Source organism: Streptomyces sp. Y2F8-2 (genome assembly GCF_014905555.1).
Lineage (GTDB): Bacteria > Actinomycetota > Actinomycetes > Streptomycetales > Streptomycetaceae > Streptomyces > Streptomyces cynarae.
The window spans coordinates 577,512-597,904 of the sequence record NZ_BNGS01000002.1 but is presented as its reverse complement, the minus strand read 5'-3'; the positions used below and the strand labels follow the sequence as shown (position 1 = coordinate 597,904).

The 20,393-nt window shown below is 71.3% G+C and carries 16 protein-coding genes and 1 pseudogene; 5 read left to right on the top strand and 12 right to left on the bottom strand.

What is annotated here, in order from left to right:
- Positions 1-87: 87 nt before the first annotated feature.
- From SY2F82_RS08075 to SY2F82_RS08055, 5 genes and pseudogenes are all read right to left on the bottom strand, one after another.
- Positions 88-636: a DUF1062 domain-containing protein gene (locus tag SY2F82_RS08075; RefSeq protein ID WP_200418265.1), complete on the bottom strand. Its 549-nt coding sequence runs from the start codon at positions 634-636 to the stop codon at positions 88-90.
- A gap of 182 nt (positions 637-818) precedes the next feature.
- A pseudogene (locus tag SY2F82_RS08070) lies at positions 819-994 on the bottom strand (IS5/IS1182 family transposase); the annotation flags it as partial.
- Between the two features lie 95 nt (positions 995-1,089).
- Positions 1,090-1,626 (bottom strand): GNAT family N-acetyltransferase, encoded by a 537-nt coding sequence (locus SY2F82_RS08065; protein WP_200418264.1) that lies wholly within the window; start codon positions 1,624-1,626, stop codon positions 1,090-1,092.
- Positions 1,627-1,730: 104 nt separating this feature from the next.
- Positions 1,731-2,105 carry a VOC family protein gene (locus SY2F82_RS08060; protein WP_200418263.1) on the bottom strand — a complete coding sequence of 125 codons (375 nt, stop codon included), beginning with the start codon at positions 2,103-2,105 and terminating at the stop codon, positions 1,731-1,733.
- 184 nt (positions 2,106-2,289) lie between these two features.
- The gene (locus SY2F82_RS08055) at positions 2,290-4,413 is read right to left on the bottom strand and encodes an autotransporter (RefSeq protein WP_236041267.1); all 2,124 of its coding nucleotides are present in this window, start codon (positions 4,411-4,413) and stop codon (positions 2,290-2,292) included.
- A gap of 206 nt (positions 4,414-4,619) precedes the next feature.
- Here SY2F82_RS08055 and SY2F82_RS08050 point away from each other — a divergent pair, with 206 nt between their 5' ends.
- Complete coding sequence (locus tag SY2F82_RS08050; protein ID WP_200418261.1) at positions 4,620-5,780, top strand: family 43 glycosylhydrolase; 1,161 nt, start codon at positions 4,620-4,622, stop codon at positions 5,778-5,780.
- A 1-nt stretch (position 5,781) separates the two neighbouring features.
- Entirely contained in the window at positions 5,782-7,194 is a 1,413-nt protein-coding gene (locus tag SY2F82_RS08045; RefSeq protein WP_200418260.1) for an RICIN domain-containing protein, read from the top strand.
- 16 nt (positions 7,195-7,210) lie between these two features.
- Here SY2F82_RS08045 and SY2F82_RS08040 read toward each other — a convergent pair whose 3' ends face one another.
- Positions 7,211-8,887, bottom strand: a complete 1,677-nt coding sequence (locus tag SY2F82_RS08040) for a rhamnogalacturonan lyase B N-terminal domain-containing protein (protein ID WP_200418259.1) — start codon at positions 8,885-8,887, stop codon at positions 7,211-7,213.
- A gap of 199 nt (positions 8,888-9,086) precedes the next feature.
- Here SY2F82_RS08040 and SY2F82_RS08035 point away from each other — a divergent pair, with 199 nt between their 5' ends.
- The 3 genes from SY2F82_RS08035 (at position 9,087) to SY2F82_RS08025 (ending at position 12,033) form a co-directional block, all read left to right on the top strand.
- Entirely contained in the window at positions 9,087-10,127 is a 1,041-nt protein-coding gene (locus tag SY2F82_RS08035; RefSeq protein ID WP_200418258.1) for a rhamnogalacturonan acetylesterase, read from the top strand.
- Positions 10,128-10,274: 147 nt separating this feature from the next.
- Positions 10,275-11,135: a hypothetical protein gene (locus SY2F82_RS08030; protein WP_200418257.1), complete on the top strand. Its 861-nt coding sequence runs from the start codon at positions 10,275-10,277 to the stop codon at positions 11,133-11,135.
- A 130-nt stretch (positions 11,136-11,265) separates the two neighbouring features.
- Positions 11,266-12,033 carry an isocitrate lyase/phosphoenolpyruvate mutase family protein gene (locus tag SY2F82_RS08025; RefSeq protein WP_200418256.1) on the top strand — a complete coding sequence of 256 codons (768 nt, stop codon included), beginning with the start codon at positions 11,266-11,268 and terminating at the stop codon, positions 12,031-12,033.
- A gap of 51 nt (positions 12,034-12,084) precedes the next feature.
- Here the strand turns inward: SY2F82_RS08025 and SY2F82_RS08020 are convergent, their stop codons facing one another.
- The 6 genes from SY2F82_RS08020 to SY2F82_RS07995 form a co-directional block, all read right to left on the bottom strand.
- On the bottom strand, positions 12,085-13,671 hold the full coding sequence (locus tag SY2F82_RS08020; protein ID WP_200418255.1) for a LuxR family transcriptional regulator: 1,587 nt from the start codon (positions 13,669-13,671) through the stop codon (positions 12,085-12,087).
- Between the two features lie 132 nt (positions 13,672-13,803).
- Positions 13,804-15,273 carry a flavin monoamine oxidase family protein gene (locus SY2F82_RS08015; protein ID WP_200418254.1) on the bottom strand — a complete coding sequence of 490 codons (1,470 nt, stop codon included), beginning with the start codon at positions 15,271-15,273 and terminating at the stop codon, positions 13,804-13,806.
- Positions 15,270-16,493, bottom strand: coding sequence for a hypothetical protein (locus SY2F82_RS08010; protein ID WP_200418253.1), 1,224 nt, complete (start codon positions 16,491-16,493; stop codon positions 15,270-15,272). Before SY2F82_RS08010 ends, SY2F82_RS08015 begins: the two co-directional genes overlap by 4 nt.
- 9 nt (positions 16,494-16,502) lie before the next feature.
- Entirely contained in the window at positions 16,503-18,437 is a 1,935-nt protein-coding gene (locus SY2F82_RS08005) for an anthranilate synthase family protein (RefSeq protein WP_200418252.1), read from the bottom strand.
- Positions 18,434-19,090, bottom strand: a complete 657-nt coding sequence (locus SY2F82_RS08000) for an isochorismatase family protein (RefSeq protein ID WP_200418251.1) — start codon at positions 19,088-19,090, stop codon at positions 18,434-18,436. The genes SY2F82_RS08005 and SY2F82_RS08000 overlap by 4 nt, the downstream gene beginning before the upstream one ends.
- Positions 19,087-20,331: a 3-deoxy-7-phosphoheptulonate synthase gene (locus SY2F82_RS07995; RefSeq protein ID WP_236041266.1), complete on the bottom strand. Its 1,245-nt coding sequence runs from the start codon at positions 20,329-20,331 to the stop codon at positions 19,087-19,089. The genes SY2F82_RS08000 and SY2F82_RS07995 overlap by 4 nt, the downstream gene beginning before the upstream one ends.
- Between the last annotated feature and the right edge of the window lie 62 nt (positions 20,332-20,393).

The following is a 20,393-nucleotide window of genomic DNA, read 5'->3' as shown; positions in this document are numbered from 1 at the left end:
GGATCGGCCCGGAAGCCGAGGTGCCGGAAGCACCGCCAGGGGCCTGTCAGGCCGGATCGTGCCGGACAGGCCCCTGGCCCGGAGGGCTCAGCGTTTGAGCGTGAAGGTGAAGTCGCCGGAGAGCCTGCCGCTCAGCCGGACCGCCGAAACGAGCTTCCCCTCCGTGATCAGTCTCTCGACCTCGGCCCGCGAAAGACCACAGCCTTCAGCGATCAGCCGCACCGGCCGGACGGGGATCCGCGCCGCGAAGCGGATCGAGACGTCGATCACCTCGCGGTCCAGGTGATCCGATCCGCCGGTGTCGAGGCGCCAGGCGTTGTCCCAGTCGAGGGCGATGCGATTACGGCGCCGCACGACCGGATCCTGGAGCAGCTCGGCTGCCAGGCCGGGGTCGTTGTCATGCAGCCGGTCCAGCAGCTCAGGTCGTACGGAGCGCACATTCACCCGCTCCAGGACCGAGAGCTTCGCGGTTTCCCCGCAAGCGGTACAGAGCACGAGGAGCCAGGCGTCGAGGAGCTTGTGGTTCGCGTTGACGCGGAATTTGCCGTGGGCCCGGAAGCGCCCGGACGCGCACGCGTGACAGCGGCGGAGTACGAGCGGCAGGCAGGTGGGCACGACCACCCAGTTATTGAGCACAGAAGTACACCGGTTTCAGTGAGAAGTCCGCAGCAAAAAGAAGCGCGGCGCACAGGCGCGACGCGCGACCAATCAGCGCTCGGGAGGTCTCACAGGGTGTACAACGGCACGTCCTTGACTAGACGACTTGGCTCGGCAGCACGGTAATGGCGCACAGCGGCGCTGTTCCACTGGTTTTCTGGCCCTGTGCTGCCCCGGCGCTCGCGGTCGGCCCGTTGGTCCTTCGGCTCGGGGATGGCGTGGTCGACGACTCGCCCACGCAGGTAGCGGCCGTTGCGGCGGGAGCTGCACGCCTTGTCGCCGCGGAGGTGACCGGGGCGGGTCGGGGATGCCCGCCGCCCGGGCGGGCGACGCGGACAAGGACCCCGTCGATCACCTTGCGGTCGCTCTTGACGCCCGCCTCGCCGGCCCGCCTTGGGTGAATGCGGCTTCAGCCGGGCCACTTGCCGTTCGTCACGAGTCCCGCTTCCAGTCCTGGACGAGGAGCCCGAGCAGCACCTCGTCGAGGAACTCGCCCATCACCCAGGCCGAGGAGCGCAGCACACCCTCGCGGACGAAGCCGTTGCGCTCGGCGGCGCGCAGCATCGCGTCGTTGTCCGACAGCGTCTCGATCTGCAGCCGGTGCAGGCCACGCACGACGAAACCGTAGTGGCACAGCACCGCGACCACGTCGGTGCCGTAGCCCTTGCCGCGCGAGGACGGCAGCAGCCCCAGCCCGATGTGCGCGGACCGGTTGTGATTGTCGATGCCCCACAGCGTCGCGGTGCCGACGAGCGTGCCGCCGTCCAGCTCCACCACGGAGAACTGGACGAGCCGCTGCTCCTGGTCGTCCACCACGAGCCGCGGGTCCTTCGAGCCCGGCGCGATCGGCCGCCACGGCCCGCTCTCCGCCCGCGAGGAGTTGACCACGTCGTCGTAGAGCTCGGCCCGCAGGACCGGGATGTCGTCCTCGTGCCGAGCCCTCAGCCCGACCTTGTCGCCCTTCAGCATGCAGGCTTCCTATCCGACCGGGCCGGCCCGCGGCAAACGAATGGGAGGCCGGCGCAGTCGGTGCGGCGGCGCCGGCCCATGAGCCGGGACAGTGGGCCCTGGACTCAGTGGAGGCAGAGGCAGAACGGATGGCCGGCCGGGTCCGCGTAGATCCGCCAGTTGGCACCCGGGCGGAGCTGGTCCGTCCGCTCCAGCACGGTCGCACCGAGGGCGAGCGCCCGCTTCTCCTCTCCCTCGAGATCGTCCACGTCGAAGTCCAGGTGGAGCTGTTGCGGGCGCTCCTGGCCGGGCCATTCGGGCGGTCGGTAGCCGTCCACGCGCTGGCAGGCCAGTGGCGTCCCCTCGAACCCGTGCACCTCGACCCAGTCGGTCTCCTCCGGGTCCGTGACCACCCGGCCACCGAGCAGATTCGCGTAGAACTCCGCAAGCCGTACCGGGTCGGCGCAGTCCAGCGCGACCGCCTGCAGCTTTCGAATCACTTCCGACACCCCTCGCTCTTCGGCCGCTTCCGCGACGCCCCGTACGGGAGGGGGCGTACCCGCCACCGCGGCGGGCATGCGCGGCGGCACGCCGGACCGCGGCCGGGCCTCACCGGGGCGCTCGAACAGATGCGGTCGGTACCGGTGGAACTGGCCACCAGTACCGAGGGCACCCGTCCCCCCGTCATCGAGCCGCGTGCCGTCCGCCCTGGCGTCCGCCGCCCTCTCGTGTGCTCGCTCGGGCGCCGCGGCTGCGCTCGCGGAGGATCGCCGGGACCAGCAGCCCCGCCACCATCGCCACCCCCAGCGCGTACCCCGGCCACCACGCCAGTGAGCCGCCCTCCGAGGTGTTCGCGGCCCGCGGGTCGTCCGGCGCGCCGGACGCGGTCAGCGCCTGGGCGGACCGGGTGGCGCCGACGGCGGTCAGGACGACGTCGTTGCCGTCGCCGCCCTGGTAGCTGATGCGGTAGGTGGTGTCGGCGAGTCTCACCTCCGTCCCTTCCGGCAGGTCCGTGAACGTGCCGACGGTCTTCGTGCGGCCCTGGTGGTCCAGGACGGTGATCTGCCGGGCCGACGGTGATCCGGCGTCCGACAGGTCGAGCTCACCGGCCAGCCGGACCTCGCCCGCCACTTTCAAAGGGGCGTCACGAAGCACCAGTTGACCGCCGGCGTGCTGCGTGTAGTCACCCGTCACCGTGAGCCCGCCCGTCGATGTGCCGTCGTTCGTCACCGACCCGCGTACCGTGCCCCGACCCGTCAGCGTGGTCGCCAAACGCAGGCCCGCCGGGCCCGGGTCGAGCCGTGCGCCCGTCGTCGTGAGCCGGATCGCGCGGCTGTGGGCGAGTGTTGCGCCGCCGCGCAGGGCCAGGGTGCCCTGGGTGACGGTCGTCGTGCCCGTGTAGGTGACCGCGTCCCCGGTCAGCGTGGTCGTCGCGGCACCCGACTGCACCAGCGAGCCGCTGCCGCCGATCCCGGACAGCGACACGGGCGTCGAGGTGTTGCGGACGACCAGCGTGCCGTCGTCCACGATCCGTGTCCGCGCGGTGCCGGTCATCAGTGAACCGTCCCCACCCGGCTTCCCCGAGCCCAGCCGCAGCACCGCCCCCTTCTCGACGGTCGTCGACCCGTCGTAGTACTGGCGGGCGGCGAAGGTGACGTCGTTGCCGCGCGTCCCCGCGATGACGACGTCCCCGGCGCCCGGCGCGGCCAGCGTGTCGTGGTACCGGCCGCCGCCGATGGGGGCGCCCAGCGTCACCGGGCCGTTGTAGTCGAAGGTGAGCAGCGAGCGTCGGCCGCTCGCCTCGTGCAGGTTGATGTAGACGGTGTCCTTCGTGCCCGGCATGAAGATCCGGTGCGTGGTGCCGTCGCCCCACTGGACGTTTGCGCCCTCGATGTTGGTGCCGCGTTTGTTCACCTGGTGGGGCAGCAGTCGCCAGTTGAGGTCGGGGTCGCTGAGCGAGGGGTTCGTGTCGCCGCCCTCGTCGCTGTGGCTGTACTGGCCGGTGAGGACCACCTTGCTGCCCGGCCGTGAGTGGAGGTTGACATCGCTGCCGTACTCCCGCTGGTAGAAGTCCTGGCGCAAAGTGATCGTCTGGTTCAGCGGGGTGTCGATGATCCAGGAGCCCTGGTTGAGGATCGCCCGGGCGTTCGGCAGCGCGACGGGGAACTCGGGGCGGCCGGCCGCCGTGCCGGTGCCGTTGTCGATGACACCGGAGAACGGGTGCGTTCCGGCCAGGTCGAGGGTGCCCCACATGTTCCGGGGCTGGGTGACCAGGCCCGCGCCGCTGATGGTGCCGAGGTTGAAGGTCCGGGTCAGGGACAGGCGCAGAGTGCCGTCCACCCGGATGTTCAGTTGATTGAGCTGGTAACCAGGGGTGTTGTACGGGAAGTGGCCGATCAGGCCGCTGCCGCCGCCCGTGCCGTACTGCAGCGTGGCACCGCGCTCCACCGTGACCGCGGGCGGGTCGGGGTTCGTCACCGTGGTGTACGGGTGGTTGCCGCCCTGGGTCGTGACGCGCTGCCGTCGCCGGGAGGTGGGCAGGGTGAAGTCGCTGTCCTTCGTGAGGATCAGCGTTCCGCTGCCGCGCACGGTGAGCGTGCCCTCGCCGCGGAACACCCCGCCGTAGGTGGTCGTCCCGCCCGGCACGGTCACCACCGTGTCACCGGCGAGCGTCACGTCCCGGCCGGCGAGCACGTCCGCGGTGACGTCCCGCGGCCCGGACGCGGAGGCGGGGGGAGCGGTCAGTGTGAGAGCGATCGCGACGAGGACGCCGACGGCCGCTGCGGTTCTTCGGGTATGGCTGTGCACGGATGGGGGACGCCTGGACGGGGCTGTCGATAACAGAAAACGGCAAGCGGTTTCGGGCTCGTCGCTTCGGACCCGTTGACCTCCCGGTACCACACCTTTACCTTCACGTTCGGAATGACAGATGCAGTGCGAGATTTCGAACGCCGCACGTGCACTGCACCGCATCCCCGTTCCCCGTTTCCCCCCACCCGGAGAGGCGAGTCCGCATGAGCCGCGACCCCGACCTGCCCGAAGCCCCGAACCGCAGACTGATGTTGAAGAGCGCCCTGGCCGCGGGCGCCCTGACCGCGGTCTCCGGTGTGGCCGAGGCGGCCACCCCGGCCACCCCGACCACTCACGCCACACCGGCCGCACCCGCCGAAGCGCCGAAAGCAGCCCCGTACGTGAACCCGCTCGTCAAGCAGCGCGCCGACCCCCACATCCACCGCCACACCGACGGCTTCTACTACTTCACGGCCACCGTCCCCGAGTACGACCGGATCATCCTGCGCCGCTCCCGCACGATCAACGGCCTCACCACGGCCGCCGAGTCCGTCATCTGGCGGGCCCATCCCACCGGCGACATGGCCGCGCACATCTGGGCGCCCGAGCTGCACCGCATCGGCGGCAAGTGGTACATCTACTTCGCCTCCGCGCCCTCCGAGGACGTGTGGAAGATCCGCATCTGGGTGCTGGAGAACAGCAACCCCAACCCGTTCAAGGGCACCTGGGTGGAGAAGGGGCAGATCAAGACCGCCTGGGAGACCTTCTCGCTCGACGCCACCACCTTCACCCTTCCCCAAGCTCTCGACTCCGCTCGAGCAGGGGAGACCCCAACCGGCACCCGCTACCTCGCCTGGGCCCAGCACGAGCCCGGCATGGACAACAACACCGCTGTCTGGCTGTCCGCGATGGTGAACCCCTGGACGCTGACAGGACCTCAGATCCGGCTGTCCACACCCGAGTACGACTGGGAGTGCGTCGGCTTCAAGGTCAACGAAGGCCCCTACGTGCTCCAGCGCAACGGCCGCGTCTTCCTGACCTACTCCGCGAGCGCCACCGACCACCACTACTGCATCGGCCTGCTCACCGCCGACGCCGACAGCGACCTCATGGACCCCGCGAGCTGGTCCAAGTCCCCGACGCCCGTCTTCACCAGCAACGACACCACCAAGCAGTACGGCCCGGGCCACAACTGCTTCACCGTCGCCGAGGACGGCCGCACCGACGTACTCGTCTACCACGCCCGCCAGTACAAGGAGATCACCGGCGATCCCCTGAACGACCCCAACCGCCACACCCGCGTCCAGAAGCTCGGCTGGAAGCCGGACGGCACGCCCGACTTCGGCGTCCCGGTCGCCGACACCGCGACGACGGGAGGCGCATGAGATGAGGCGCGCGTACGCGATCCTCCTGGCCTGCTGCCTGGCGCTGGCCGGCGCCCTCGCCACCGCCGGTTCCGCCCGGGCGGCGGCCCAGACCGTCACCAACGGCGTCCAGTTCACGGACACGTCGGGCAACCCCCTGCACGCGCACGGCGGCGGAGTCATCAAGGTCGGCGGCTACTACTACTGGTTCGGCGAGGACCGCAACTCCGACAACACCTTCAAGTCGGTGGACGCCTACCGCTCCACCGACCTGAAGAACTGGGAGTTCCGCGGCCAGGTCCTGACCCGGTCGAGCGCCTCCGAGCTCCGGACGGCGTACATCGAGCGGCCGAAGGTCATGTACAACGCGGCCACCGGCACGTTCGTGATGTGGATGCACAAGGAGAACGGCACGGACTACAGCGAGGCCCGCGCCGCCGTCGCCGTCTCGAGCACGGTCGACGGCGCCTACACCTACCGCGGCAGCTTCCGCCCGCTCGGCCAGTACATGTCCCGCGACCTGACGACGTTCGTCGACACCGACGGCACCGGCTACATGGTCTCGGCCGCCAACGAGAACTACGACCTGCACATCTACAAGCTCACCGCCGACTACACCGGCATCGCGAGCCTGGTCGCCAACCCCTGGCCGGGCGGCCACCGCGAGGCCCCCGCGCTGTTCAAGCGGGGCGGCGTCTACTTCATGCTGACCTCCGGCGCCACCGGCTGGAGCCCCAACCAGCAGCAGTACGCCACCGCCACCGGCCTCGCCGGGCCCTGGACGGCCATGACGAACGTCGGCGACTCCACGGCCTACGGCTCGCAGACCGCGTACGTCCTCCCGGTCCAGGGCACGTCCGGCACCTCATACCTCTACATGGGCGACCGCTGGGGCGACTCCTTCGGCGGCACGGTCGACGACTCGCGGTACGTCTGGCTGCCGCTGACCTTCCCCACCTCCACCTCGATGTCCATGTCCTGGTACCCGGAGATCACCGTCGACACGGCCGCCGGGACGATCGGCGGCACCAGCGCCACGTACAACACGCTGATCGCCCGGCACAGCGGCAGATGCGCCGACGTGACCGGCCAGTCGCTGTGGCAGGGCGCCCAGATCAAGCAGTACGACTGCAACGGCGGCACCAACCAGAGGTTCTGGTTCAAGTCCGTCGGCAGCGGCTACTACCAGCTGATGGCGCGTCACAGCTCCCTGTGCGTGCAGGAGAACCCGAGCAACGTCACCCAGGAGAACTGCAACGCCTCCGCGACCGGCCAGCAGTGGTCGGTGACCACCACGGGCTCCTACGTGACCATCAAGTCCCGGGCGACCGGCGAGTGCCTGGACGTGTCCGGCGCGTCCACCGCCGACTCCGCAGCGATCATCACCTACACCTGCAACAGAGGCACCAACCAGCAGTGGACGCGCGGAACATGACCACCCTCCGGACGGCTCAGGCCAGCAGGTCGATCGCGTCGACCGCCGTACCCGCGCTGAGGTAGCCCGTCGTCCCCGAGCCGCTCACCACGTTGATCTTCAGCACGTTGTACCGGCTGGTGTCCGTGAGCCAGGCACTGGCCGGAACGCTGTAGGTGAACGTGTGGTTGTTGCCCCGGTAGGAGCCCACGGTCAGCGACCGCGTGCTCGGCTGGGTGGGCGGCGAGGGGATCGACGAGGTCCAGTTGTTGACGGTGATCTGCGGCCGGCCGTTCGCGTAGGCCGTCGTCACGCCGATCCGCAGGGTGTGCGCGGCGGCGGCCTGCGCCGCGGTGAGCTTGAAGTAGACGATCAGTCCGCTGTTGACGTCCTTCCACAGGTAGCAGGGGAAGGCCGACGTCTCGCTGCCGCTGCCGATCACCACGTTGCCGGTCCACGACGCGGCCCGCACGTCGGACGGGTGGGCGTACGTCATCAGGTCCGCGTTCTTGAACCCGCTCGGCGTGCCGTCCCAGGTGCCGATCCGCCAGATCGCACTCGCGTTGCCCGGGTCGTTCGACGAGGGGATGGTGATCGTGTTGAGGGTCGTCGTCGCACCGGCCGAGACCGTCACCGAGCCGGTGTACACGGCGAGTTCGCCCTTGTGGACGGTCAGCGTGTACGTCCCCGGCAGGACCCGCGAGATCGAGAACCAGCCGTCGGAGGACCGGGCCGAACCCCAGTACTGGGCCGAGGAGTTGGCAAGCCCCACGGTGTAGGCGTACGACGTGTCCCGCCCCGCGATGCCGACGCCCGCGACCCGGCCCCGGCCGCTGTCGGGGACGTACCCGGAGATGCCGAGCGAGTCGGCCCACGGGGTGGTGAGGTTGTCGTGGTACAGCGACGACGACGGCGCCCCGCCGTCCGTGAAGGCGATGACGTACGGGCCCTGGAGGCCATGGCGCTCCGCCTCGGTCTGGTTCTCGCCGTAGTGGAGGATCTCGTACAGGCCGCCGCCGTCCGCGCTCTGATGCCGCAGCAGGGAGCGGTAGAACGGGCCGCCGGAGGCCTTCTCGTGGTTGCTGCGCACGATCCACAGGCCGACGCCGCCGGCGGTCCAGCCGATGTAGTCGTAGTCGATGACGCGGCGCTTGGAGTAGTGCTTCGAGCGGGTCTGGCCGTCGGACTTCTCGAAGACGTCCGAGGCCTCGATGGTGGTGGGCGCGTAGGTGTAGGAGTCGGGCTCGTCGTTGAGGAACCTGCCCGCCTTGACGCGCACGATGTACCGGGTCGCGGTGACGGACGAGTCCGCCTTGTTGGTCCACAGGTAGATGTTGTTCTCGCCGCTGCGGGCGGCGTAGTAGTGCCGCAGCGTGCCGTAAGCGACGGAGGTCAGGATCGTCGAGCCGGACTGCTTGATGGTGACCGTGGAGGTGCCGAGGCCGGACTCGATGTGGGAGTTCTTGCCGCCGTAGCCCTGGTACTCGGTGCCCCGGTAGACCAGCGAGGTCAGGTCGCCGTTGGTCTTGCTGACCTTGAAGACGAGGTTGGCGCCGGTGTCGACGACGTAGTTCGAGCCGTCGTCGCTCCAGCCGAAGCCGGCGGCCGACGCCTGCGGTGCGAGCGGGCCGGCGAGGGCCGCGGCGCCGGCGGCGGCCGCGGAGCCCAGCACGAAGGTACGGCGACGGACCGGTCCGGGATCGGTTCCGGACATGGGGGATGCCTCCTTCGGAGGTGGGGGGCGGTGTGGTGCGGGTGTCTCGCAGGGTGACAGTTGAATCGATTTCGCGAAAGGGCTTTCGCGGTAAGGGAGTCGACTGTCGTGCGAATTCGCGCCGACTACTAGAAAGCGCTTGCCGAAAGGGGGTACGGTCCAGCCCCCAGGGTCCTGTCGTCCCGTGGGAGGAGCCGCAATGAGACGCTTCACCCTCGCGCTGCTGGTGGCGCTGACCGCCGTCTCCGTGCTCCAGGCCGCACCGGCCCAGGCCCACGGCCGTGCACCGGGCGGCCTCGGCATCGAGAACTGCTCGGCGACCGCCTGCCACTTCGACGTGCCGCCCGGCGACTACGACGTGAGCGTGGAACTCGGCGGTGCGGACGCCTCCAGCACCGCCGTCACGGGTGAGGCCCGGCGCTCCCTGCTGCCGGAGACGGCCGTCGACGCCGGGCGCCGCGTCCACCGCGGCTTCACCGTGAACGTCCGTACGCCGGAAGGCGAACCCACCGGCCCGGACGGCTCCCCGGGCCTCGACCTGACGATCGGCGGCCCGGCCCCGGCCCTCGCGGACATCCGCGTGACCCCGGCCGGCCACTTTCGCCACATCTACCTCATCGGCGACTCGACGGTGTGCGACCAGCCCGCCGACCCGTACTCGGGCTGGGGCCAGCAGCTTCCGCAGTACCTCCGCAGGGGGCTCGCCGTCGCCAACTACGCCGACTCCGGCGAGAGTACGGTCACCTACCTCGCCGATCCCCGACTCTGGGCGACCGTCCAGCCGTTGATCCGCCCGCACGACCTGGTCCTCATCCAACTCGCCCACAACGACAAGCAGACCGACGAGTCGACGTACCGGACGAACCTGGAGACCCTCGTCACGGGCGTGCGCGACGAGGGGGGTGAGCCGGTGCTGGTGACACCGATCGTCCGCCGCTGGTTCAATGCTGACGGTACGCTGAACAACACCACCGCGCTGCTGGTGAACGGCCTCGGCGTGGACCACCCCGCGGTGATCCGCTCGGTGGCCGCCGCCGAGCACGTCCCGCTGATCGACCTGACGGCCAGGACCAAGGCGCTGGTGGAGTCTCTGGGCGTCGAGGGCTCCAAGTCGATCTACCTGTACAACGAGAAGCGGGACAACACGCATACGTCCGTCCATGGCGCGACTGTGTACGCGGGTCTGGTGCGCGACGAGTTGGTGGCGCAAGATCTGATACCGGAGGGTCTTTCACGTTAGGCCCCCACCCGAACGGGGAACTCGCCGACAGTCCCCGACCGAAAGCCCCTGGGGCGTCCCGACCGGAACCGGGGCGCCCCAGGTCTGTGCCTCGGGTCCGCCCCTGACGGGCGGCCCGGATGCCAAAGGGCCGCTACAGTGCGCCACATGGGGGAACACGACAGACCGCTGCCCCGGGCCGACGTGGTGCTGCGCGGGCGGGGGACGACCGCGCGGCTGCGCGCCGGAGACCTGCTGCTCGAGGGGGGCGGGGTCCGGCGGCGGATCCCGTTGGAGGCCGTCGAGCGGGTGGAAGCCGGAGGCCCACGCGGGGCGACCCTGGTTCTGATACTGACGTCCGGCGGTTCGCGCCCGCAGACGTACGAGGTGCACAGTGGCAGCCCGCCGGCGGTGCGCGCCTTCGCCGCGACGGTCGCGGAGGCCATGCCGGTCAGGGACGCGGATGAACGCCGCGGTGACGGCTCACGGCTGGTCGGAGTGGAACCGCTGCCGGACAAGCCGAAGCTCCTGGACTCATTCCCGCGGGGACTCCTGATCGGGGCCGGGGTCTGGTTACCGGTGCTCGTGGTGATCCTCGTCCGAGTGGAGGACAAGGAGCGCGATGGCGTGCTGTGGATGGTCGCGCCGCTGTTGTCGTTGCCGGGCGCCATGGCCGTGCACGCGCTCTGGACGGGCATCCGTGATGCCCTCGTGCTGCCGAGGCGCGGCATCACCGTGGTGGGACGGCTGGTGGACACGGAGGTCGATTCCGAGGGGAATCCATCGACGTACGTCTACGAGTTCACCGGCGTGGACGGCAGAGTCCACCTGCATCGGGGGTCGTTCGGCGGCGAGGAGTCCATCGAGATCACGTACGATCCCGCGCGCCCTGCCCGCTCACGGGTGCACGGGCATGCGGCGGCCTCCGCCGTCTGGACGTTCTTCTGTGTCGTGCTGGGGGTCCCGATGTTCGTGGCCGGAGCGACGATGAGCCTCGTCCCCCTGCTGGATCTGCTGCCCCGCTTCTGAGCTCTGCCGCCCGGCAACGGCGTCACACTTCGGCGGGCACCGAAACGACAGGCCCCTAGCGTGCCGTCATGAGTCGAACCGCGCCCACCTCGCCGACCATGAACTACGCCCGCGACGTCGAGGACCTCGCATGACCCCCTTCGCCGCACTCCACCACACCGCGCCCCCCCTCTTCCTCCCCAACGCCTGGGACCACGCCTCCGCGGCCGCCCTCGCCGCCGCGGGGTTCTACGCGATCGGCACCACCAGCCTCGGTGTCGCCGCGGCCGCGGGGCTGCCCGACGGGGCGGCGGCGACACGCGAGGCGACCCTGCGCCTCGCCCGCCGGCTCGGCGGGGAACCCTTCCTCCTGACGGTCGACGCCGAGGGCGGCTTCAGCGACGACCCCGAGCAGGTCGCGGAGTTGGCCCGCGAGCTGCACGCCGCGGGAGCCGTCGGCGTCAACCTGGAGGACGGGCTCGGGCCCGTCGGGGTGCATGCCGCGAAGGTCGCCGCCGTGAAGTCCGCCGTGCCGGACCTCTTCGTGAACGCCCGGACCGACACGTACTGGCTCGGCGACGGGGACCGGGCGGACACGCTGCGCCGCCTGGACGCGTACCAGGAGGCGGGAGCGGACGGAGTGTTCGTGCCGGGAATCGCCGATCCCGAGGGGATCACCGACCTCGTGAAGCACGTGGAGGTCCCGCTCAACGTCCTTCACTCACCGACCGGTCCCGCCCTTCCCGCCCTCGCAGACCTCGGCGTACGCCGCGTCAGCCTCGGCTCGCTCCTCTACCGGCGCGCCCTCGGCGCTGCCCTGGAGACGGCGGTCGACATCGCGGCCGGGCGCGCTCCGGGGGGCACTGCGCCGTCGTACGACGACGTCCAGGCGCTCTGCGGCCCACGCTCCGGCCGGTAGCGACCGAAGCACCGCACAGGCCCGGCACGGCCGCCGCCGACGGCGCGCGGGTCACCGCGTCCGGTGCGTCCGGGCCTCGGAGGCCAGATGGCGGCCGATCTCCACCCGGGAGGTGATCTTCAACTTGCGGAACACGCTGCGCAGATGGAAGTTGACCGTGTGGACGGAGCAGTGCACCCGCGAGGCGATCTGCCGGTTCGTCAGGCCGGCTGCGGCCAGCCGTGCCACCTGCTGCTCCCGCCCGCTGAGGGCCTCCCAGCCCGACTCCTGCCCGCCGTCGTCCCGCTCGGGCTGCGCGGCCGGTATCACGTGCCAGCTGCCGCGGTGCCGTCCCGGCTCGCTCTGCCACGCCGGTGGAGGACCGGCCCGGTCTTCCAGGCTCGCGGCGAGATCGCTCGCCGCACGTGCCCTCGCCCAGGCGTGCCGGTGCTGCGTCGCCGCCCTCGCCAGGGCCACCGGGTCGCGGTCGAGCACGCCCCGGACGTGCTCGGCCGACAGGGCCGCCCGGACCGGCTGCCGGGCGCGTACGTCCTCGGTGACGGCGCCGATGTGCCGGGCCAGACCGCGCTGACCGGCGTCCACCGCGATCCGGGCCGCCCACGCCGCGGCGCCGGGCACCGTCGCGAACAGCCGTACCAGCGGGGCGCGTGGGTCGCGGGCCAGCCGGGTGAGCCGGTGCACGGCCCGTTTCGGGCCGCCGTCGCACTCCTCCCACAGCAGTTCCGCCCACGGCACCTCGGGTGCGTGCCGGGCGTCCCACACCGCGGCGCCCCGCTCCGGCAGAAGCCGCCGGCAGGCCTCAAGCCGGGCCTGCGCGGTGGGCAGGTCGCCGGCGTACACGGCGGCGACGCTCAACTGCGCCAGCAGCAGCGGCGCGTGCAGGCGCTCCCCCCGCTCCGGAGTCGCGGCCGCCGCGACGTCATTGACCTGCCTGTTCAGCGGAGACCACAGGCCGCGCTGGATCAGCACCTTGGCCTGCACCCGGGCAAGCGCGGCCTCGATGCCCGGGTAGGGCGCCCGGTCCCACCGCGCGCGGACCCGCTCGGCCAGCGTCTCCGCCTCCGCGTCCTCACCGGCGTCCGCCAGCCGCGCAGCCGCCTCGACCAGCAGGTGCATGCTCCAGAACGGGGAGGGCACCAGGTCGGCGTGGTGCGCCACCAGACGTGACCAGTGGAGCGCCTCCTCCATGTCCCCGGCCCGCGCCCGGCAGTCCGCCATCACCGAGGCCGCCGCGATCGCCGCCGGATCCTGGTCGATGTCCCCGGCGACCGCCCGCAGCCGCCGCCGGGCGGAAGCCTCCGCCGAGTGCGGGTGCAGCAACGCGCCGGAGAGCACCTCGGCCACGGCCGCACTTCCGGCGACGGACGGCGCCACCGCGCCCTGCGGCAGCGCCGTCACGGTGGCCACGCTGTCGGCCGGCCGGCCCGCGATGAAGAGCAGCTCGGACAGCAGGCAGCGCAGCCAGCCGGCCGACGAACCCGACGGGGTCAGTTGCAACAGTGCTTCGGTGAGCTGCACCGCGTGCGTGACCGAGGACTCCTGGGCGATGCTGCGCAAAGTCTCGATCGGAACGTCCGCGAGGTCCTGGAGCAGTTCCACGACCCGTCCCACCACGGCCGTCGCGTCATCCCTGGTCATGACGGTCCCCATGCCGCTTTCCCCCGTCTCCCATCGGCTGTGTTTCAGCTCTGTTAGACGTGAGGAGCTTATCGTAGCGGGAGCATGACAGATCGCGATCAAGGTGGCCTGGTCACGCTTTTCGTATGCTGTTCACACAGTCTGGCCGAGATGGATTCGGCGGGCCGCCCGGATACCCGATTCCACCGCCCCCTCGATCCAGGCAGGCCACTGCGAGCAGTGTTCACCGGCGAAATGGATACGGCCCTCGGAGCGATTGATATCGGCCGCCAGAGAGGTCTGCTGTTCCGGTTCGAACAGGGCATAAGCGCCCATTGCGTAGGGATCCTGGTACCAGGAGTGGCTGATTCCCGCCTCAAACTCGTCCAGTATTTCCGGATGGATGTGGGAGACGTCGCGCAGCGCCCGTTCCACCCGCTGGTCAGGGCTCATCGCCGACCACTGAAGGGCGTCCTGCCCCCAGGTGTAACTGGCCAGCAGCACGGTACGCGACGTGGGCGAGTCGGGGTGGGCCGGGTAAATGACGCGGCGCACCGGAAGGTCGGTCACGGTGGTGCCGCCGCGAATCCCGTCGGTCTCCTCCCAGAACGGGCGGCGCACCTGGAAGAAGATCTTCGTCGCGGCATCGTAGTGGAGTTGCCGTACGGCCTTCTGTTTCCCGTGCGAGAACGAGGGATTCACCTCGAGCCCGCGCAGTACGGAGAACGGAAGCGTGCAAATGGCCTCGTCACCGGTGAAGGAGACGCGGTCGCCGCCCACCCGGGCCCGCACCGTCACCGAAGCGCCGTCCTGTTCCAGCGCGACGACCTCCACTCCGAAGCGGATGTGGGACGCGAGCCGTTCGTAAAAAGCCATCGGCAACCGGTCCATTCCGCCGACGACTTCCTGCACGTCGTCGTACGCCTCTCCGATCACCTCCCGGAACTCCTGCATGACGGCCGTGTTGAGGGTGGACTCGGAGAACGACATCACGGCGTAGCGTTCGATCGCGCCCTCCGACCAGCCCCGCGCCTTGAGGAAGCCACGGATCGAGTACGCGTCGTACTTGGCGGCCAGCGCCTCCAACGCCTCCTTGCCCTCACGCTGGTAGAGGTCCCGTATCTCCTCGGTGGCCTCCCGCCACATCTCCTCGCGGGTGCGGTTCGCCTCGTACGAGGCCAGCGGGAACGGCAGCAGCCGCGGGTCGGCCTCGGCCTCCTCCAGGGTGAGCCGGCGGCCCCCGACGTACGCGAGCGTCCTCGGGTTGCGCGCGGTGCCGGGCCGCAGGGCGACGCCGAACTCCCGGCAGTAGCCCAGGGTCAGCGCGTGCACGCGCGGGATGCGCATGGCGCCGAACTCGGCGTACAGGCCCGGTGCGAGGTCCCGCACGGTGTGGATGCGACCGCCGACGCGGGCGCGGGCCTCCAGGATCAGCGGTTCGTGCCCGCGGCGCAGCAGTTCGTAGCCGGCCACCAGGCCCGCCATGCCCGCTCCGATGACCAGGACGCGCCGACGCGGGCGGGTCGCGTCGGGCAGTCCGTCGGCGGGGACGGCGCCCAGAGCGGCGGAGGTGCTCCGCTCGGGCAGCGGTTCGGTGGATTCCCAGGGAGTCGTGGTCCTCATGAAGGGCTGCTCTCCGGAGTCTCGCACTGCTTCTTTACGGGAAGAGGTGCCGGGGCGGGCTGCGCGCGCCGCTCGGCCAGGGTGCTGACGGCGGTCAGCAGCAGGGTGAACGCCACCCCGGTGAGGATGGCGGCGCTGGGCGTGGACCGGTCGAGCATCACCGCGGCGAAGACCGCCGACAGCGAGTAGCCGATGCCCTGGACGGCGTACATCACCGAGTAGCCCGCGGTGTGGGCGCTGCTCGGCAGCGCCTCGCGCAGCGAGAGGTTGCGGGTCACCATGACCACGGCCTGCAGGACGCCCGCCGCGAGGAAGCCCAGGACGATACCGGTCAGGCCCGGTACGAGCGCCACGACGGTGATGCCGGCGGCGGTGCCGACCAGACAGACCAGACTGTGCGTCCTGGCCGTGCCCGGCCAGGACCTGAGCCCGTAGACGAAGGCGCCGAGGGCCGACAGACCCGCGAACACCGTCAGCAGCACACCGGCCAGGCCGACCGGCAGGTCGCGGTACTGCAACAGCGGGGTCAGAACCAGTTCGGAGACGGCCATCAGGGACATCGCCGCCGCACTGGTGACGTAGATGGGCCAGCCGGACAGCACCAGGGAGGTGGGCGCTCGTTCACCGCCCTCGGCCGCGTCCGCCTCCACCGCCTTGGCGGAGCGGAGTGTGAACACCATCGCCGTGCCGAGCACGAGACACAGCGCGCACACCGCCATCGGCACGCCCGGACCGGCCTGAAGGGCGAGCAGCACCACCAGGCCGGGCGCTGCGAGCCACACCAGTTCCGTGAGGATGGAGTCCGCGCTGAACGCCCGGGCGACGTCCTTGTCGTCCACCACGGAGGTCAGCAGCGTACGCAGAGCGCCGGGGCTCGCCGCGGGCGCCCCGCCGGCCACGAACGAGGCGGCGGCGAGGACGGGCAGCGCCGCGTCGGGCCACAGGGCGAGCGCGGTGAACGCCGCCGCTCCGACACCGAGCCCCGTCGACAGGTGCAGGCGCAGCCGGCGCGGATGCAGGAACGTGCCCAGGGCCCAGGCGCCCACCACTTCACCCGCGATGAAGAACGCGGCGAGCACGCTGCCCGTCGAGTAGCCACCGGTGGCCCCGTGGCCGAGGAAGACCATGGCCAGCGGCGCCATCGCGACGGGCAGCCGGGTCATGGACGCGGTGAAGGCCCAGGCGCCGGTCTGCCGGGTGAGGATCGTGCGGTAACTCATGGGCGGCTCTCACTTCAGGGCGTACGAGGCGGGCGCGGGGGACGAGGCCGGGTGCGGAACGGGACGCGGCAGCAACTCCTCCAGGGTTTGTGCGAGGACACCGAACCCGTCCGTGCTGAGCACCGATTCGGGGTGGAACTGGAAGGAACGCAGTCCGGGCGCGCGCAGGGCGTGCACCTCGTCCGTCGCCTCGTCCCGGCAGACGTCGACGCAGCGGTCCAGGATCCCGGGCGGCAGGGTGCCGGTGCCGGCGCGGGCGGCGAAGGTGTTGTAGAAGCCGACCCGCACCCGCCGGCCGAACAGGTCGATCTCGCGCCGCAGCCCCTGGTTCGGGCGCTCGCGCCGGATCAGTTCCAGCCCCAGGAGCCCGCTGAGCACCTGGTGCCCGAGGCAGACGGCGAGCAACGGCCGCCGGTGCGCCAGCACCTCGCGCAGGGTCGCACGCAACGCTGCGATCTTCGGATGGGCGAGGTCACGGGGATCACCGGGACCGGGGCCGGCCAGCACCAGGTCGTACGCGGCCGGATCGACGGCCTCGTCGTACCGGCGTACCGTCACCTCCGGTCCCAGCGTACGGATCTGGTGCGCCAGCATGGCGGTGAAGCTGTCCTCCGCGTCGATCACCAGGATCCGGTGGCCGGAGAGGGCGGCCGGGGGACCGTCCTCGCCCTGTCCGGCCAGCCAGAACCGTGCCAGCCCCGTGTTCCGGTCCGCCAGCGCCCGGCGTACCGCGGGCTCGTCCGCCAGCGGCCGGCGGCCGGCCCCGCGCGCGGCGGCCCCGGGTGGCGGGCCCTGCAGCGCGCGCAGCAGGCCGGCCGCCTTGGCCCGGGTCTCCGCCGCCTCCGCGGCCGGGTCGGAGTGCCGTACGACGGTGGCGCCGACGCCGAGGCTCAGGCCGCCCGATCGGTCGATGTGCGCGGTACGGATGAGGATCGCGGAATCCAGCTCCGGCAGGCCCCGCGGGCCGGTGCCGATCAGGGCCAGCGCGCCGCTGTAATAGCCGCGGCCCTGCGGCTCGTAGCGGGCGATGGCCCGGCAGGCGCTCTCCAGCGGTGAGCCGGTGACGGTCGGGGCGAACAGTGTGCGCCGCAGCACCTCGTGCACGGGCAGCGTGGAGCGGCCCTCGATGAAGTACTCGGTGTGCGCGAGATGCGCCATCTCCTTCAGCCGCGGTCCGACGACCCGGCCGCCGCCCTCGCACACCGAGGCCATCATCTTCAGTTCCTCGTCGACCACCATGTACAGCTCGTCCGACTCCTTGGTGTCGGCGAGGAACTCCAGCGTTCCGGCGAGGCTCGGACCGTCCTCGGGGAACCGGTAGGTGCCGCTGATCGGATTCATGACGGCCGTACCGTCGCGCAGGCTGATGTGGCGCTCGGGGCTGGCGCCCACGAAGGTGTGCTCCCCCGTGTACACCGCGAACGTCCAGTGGGCGCCGCCCTCCTGGAGCAGCAGCCGGTGCAGCAGGGCGCAGGCGAGCCGGGGGGAGTAGCCGTCGATGCGGGCGGTGAAGGAGCGCTTGACGACGAAGTTGGCGCCCTCGCCGCGCCCTATCTCCTCCGCGATCAGCCGGCGGACGGTGTCGGCGTACGCGTCGTCGTCGACGTCGAACCCGGCGTCCGTCAACGTGATCGGCTCGTCGGGGAGCCGGCGCAGCGCCTCCTGAAGGGGCAGCGTCCACTGCTCGTCCACGGCCAGCGCGAGCAGCGGCGCGTGGTCCTCCGGGAACGCGAAGCCCCGCTCGCCGATCTGGCGGTACGGCAGCACCGCGAGCGTCTGGTGACGGCCTCCTCGGGGGTCGGGTGCGGGCAGTCGGTCCAGGCTCCGCAGTTCGGTGACGTCGCCGGTGAGCACCTCGACGACTCCGGGCGCGGACTCCGGACGGTGGAGCAGCGCGAAGGGACGGACGTCCGGCCCCTGCCACAGGGTCTCAAGCGGCCTCACTGCGCACCCTCCCCGCGCAGCAGGTCCTCGACGACCTGCTTGGTGGTCGGTGTCGCCGCGCAGGCGTGACCCGCGTACGACACGGCCAGGCGGTGGTCCTCGGCGCTGAAGTCGGCCACCGCGTCGGTCACCAGGAACGGCTGGATGTCGTGGCTGAAGGCGTCCACGGCGGTGATCAGACAGCCGAGGTGAGCGTAGACACCGCAGACGATGAGCTGGTCGCGGCCCGCGGCGCGCAACAGGTCCAGGAGCGCGGTCCGCTGGAAGGCGCTGTAGCGCCACTTGGTCAGCACCCGGTCCGCCGCGGCCGGTGCGAGCTCGTCGACGACGAGCCGGTCCTCGGGGGCGGCGGCCATGCCGGGGCCCCAGAACGCGCCGAGCAGCCCGCGCTGTTCCTCGGTCATGCCGCCGGGCTGAGCCGTGTAGAAGACGGGCACGCCGACCGATGCACACGTCTGACGCAGCAGCACGGCGTTGGGCAGCGCCACCGACAGCGGCGGGACGTCCTGGCGGAACGGGCGCAGGAAGTACCGCTGCATGTCGTGGACGAGCAGCGCGGCACGGCGCGGGTCGGGACGCCAACCGGTGCGGTCGGCTCCGGTGAGCGCCTCCACGGGCAGGTCGTAAGGGGCGATGGGGGCGATCGAGGTCATCGGACGTCCTCCTCGGTCCCGGGCGCACCGGCGCACCGCCACGCCTCCACGGCGACCAGCGCCTGGGCGCGGTTGAGGCGGGGATCGCACAGTGTCGTGTAGGCGGCGGGGTCGTCGGGCCGTACCTCCGAGGCGTGCCACAGGCATTCGGCGACCGGTTCGGGGGTCGCCTCCAGGTGCAGGCCGCCGGCCACGCCGCCCGCCGCCTGGACGGCGGCGCAGAACGCCCGTATCTCGGCCACGGCCGTCGCGACGACGCGGGTCTTCAGACCGTCCGGCGCGGTGATCGTGTTGGCGTGCAGCGGGTCGCACAGCCACAGCACCGGGTGGCCCGCTGCACGTACGGCGGCGACGAGTCCGGGCAGCCGGCGGGCCGCCTGGCCGGGCCCCATGCGGGCGATCAGGGTCAGCCGGCCCGGCGTGCGGTGCGGGTCGAGCAGGGCGCACAGCCGCAGCAGCGCGGCGGTGGTCATGGTGGGGCCGACCTTGCACGCCACGGGGTTGGCCACCTCCGCGAGCAGCCGCACGTGGGCGCCCTCAGGGTCACGGGTGCGGTCGCCCACCCAGGGCCAGTGGGTGGAGGTCAGCAGCAGCCGGCCGTCCGGGGTCCGGCGGGCGAGCGGCAGTTCGTAGTCGAGCACCAGGGCCTCGTGGCTGGTCCAGATCCTGCGGTACGGCTCGCCCGGCGCGGTGTGCTCACGCAGGAACTCCACCGCGGTGCGGGCCGCCGCGTAGCAGGTGAGCAGCCGGCCGGGGTCCGGTCTGCGGGCCGCCGGGTCGGGGTCGGGGGCGTTGACCATCAGGCCGCGGAACGACGGCAGGGCGACGCCGTCGACCACTTCGGTCGCCCGGGACCGCGGCTTGGCGAACTGGCCGGCGATGCGTCCGACCGTCACGGTCTCGCGGCCCGTCGCAGCGGTCAGCGCGGACGCCAGGGTGCGCAGCAACTCCGCCTTGGCCGAGAGCCGTTCGGGTACACAGTGTCCGGGATCCTCGGCACAGTCCCCGGCCTGGACGACACCGAGGGCGCCGGAGGCCGCCTCGGCGAGCAGTGCGCCGAACGTGTCGACCTCGTCCTCGTCGACAAGTCCGGGGAGATCGGTCAGGGTCTTCACGGCGGGTTCCGCCGTCTCGTGCCACTCCGGCTGCTGGTGGGCCGGGAACCGCCGCCAGTGCCGGATCTCGTCGTCCGGCAGGGGCCTCAGGCCGACGCCGGAACCGGCGAGCGCCTGTCCATTCACCTCATGGTCTCCTCGATCGACCGGGCGGAATACGCACCGGAAGCCTACGGAGAGGTGATCCG

Coding starts and splice junctions, on each gene's coding strand:
- SY2F82_RS08065 (WP_200418264.1), bottom strand. CDS start 1,626: ATGCTGAAGGGCGACAAGGTCGGGCTGAGGGCTCGGCACGAGGACGAC.
- SY2F82_RS08050 (WP_200418261.1), top strand. CDS start 4,620: ATGAGCCGCGACCCCGACCTGCCCGAAGCCCCGAACCGCAGACTGATG.
- SY2F82_RS08045 (WP_200418260.1), top strand. CDS start 5,782: ATGAGGCGCGCGTACGCGATCCTCCTGGCCTGCTGCCTGGCGCTGGCC.
- SY2F82_RS08040 (WP_200418259.1), bottom strand. CDS start 8,887: ATGTCCGGAACCGATCCCGGACCGGTCCGTCGCCGTACCTTCGTGCTG.
- SY2F82_RS08035 (WP_200418258.1), top strand. CDS start 9,087: ATGAGACGCTTCACCCTCGCGCTGCTGGTGGCGCTGACCGCCGTCTCC.
- SY2F82_RS08030 (WP_200418257.1), top strand. CDS start 10,275: ATGGGGGAACACGACAGACCGCTGCCCCGGGCCGACGTGGTGCTGCGC.
- SY2F82_RS08025 (WP_200418256.1), top strand. CDS start 11,266: ATGACCCCCTTCGCCGCACTCCACCACACCGCGCCCCCCCTCTTCCTC.
- SY2F82_RS08020 (WP_200418255.1), bottom strand. CDS start 13,671: ATGACCAGGGATGACGCGACGGCCGTGGTGGGACGGGTCGTGGAACTG.
- SY2F82_RS08015 (WP_200418254.1), bottom strand. CDS start 15,273: ATGAGGACCACGACTCCCTGGGAATCCACCGAACCGCTGCCCGAGCGG.
- SY2F82_RS08010 (WP_200418253.1), bottom strand. CDS start 16,493: ATGAGTTACCGCACGATCCTCACCCGGCAGACCGGCGCCTGGGCCTTC.
- SY2F82_RS08000 (WP_200418251.1), bottom strand. CDS start 19,090: ATGACCTCGATCGCCCCCATCGCCCCTTACGACCTGCCCGTGGAGGCG.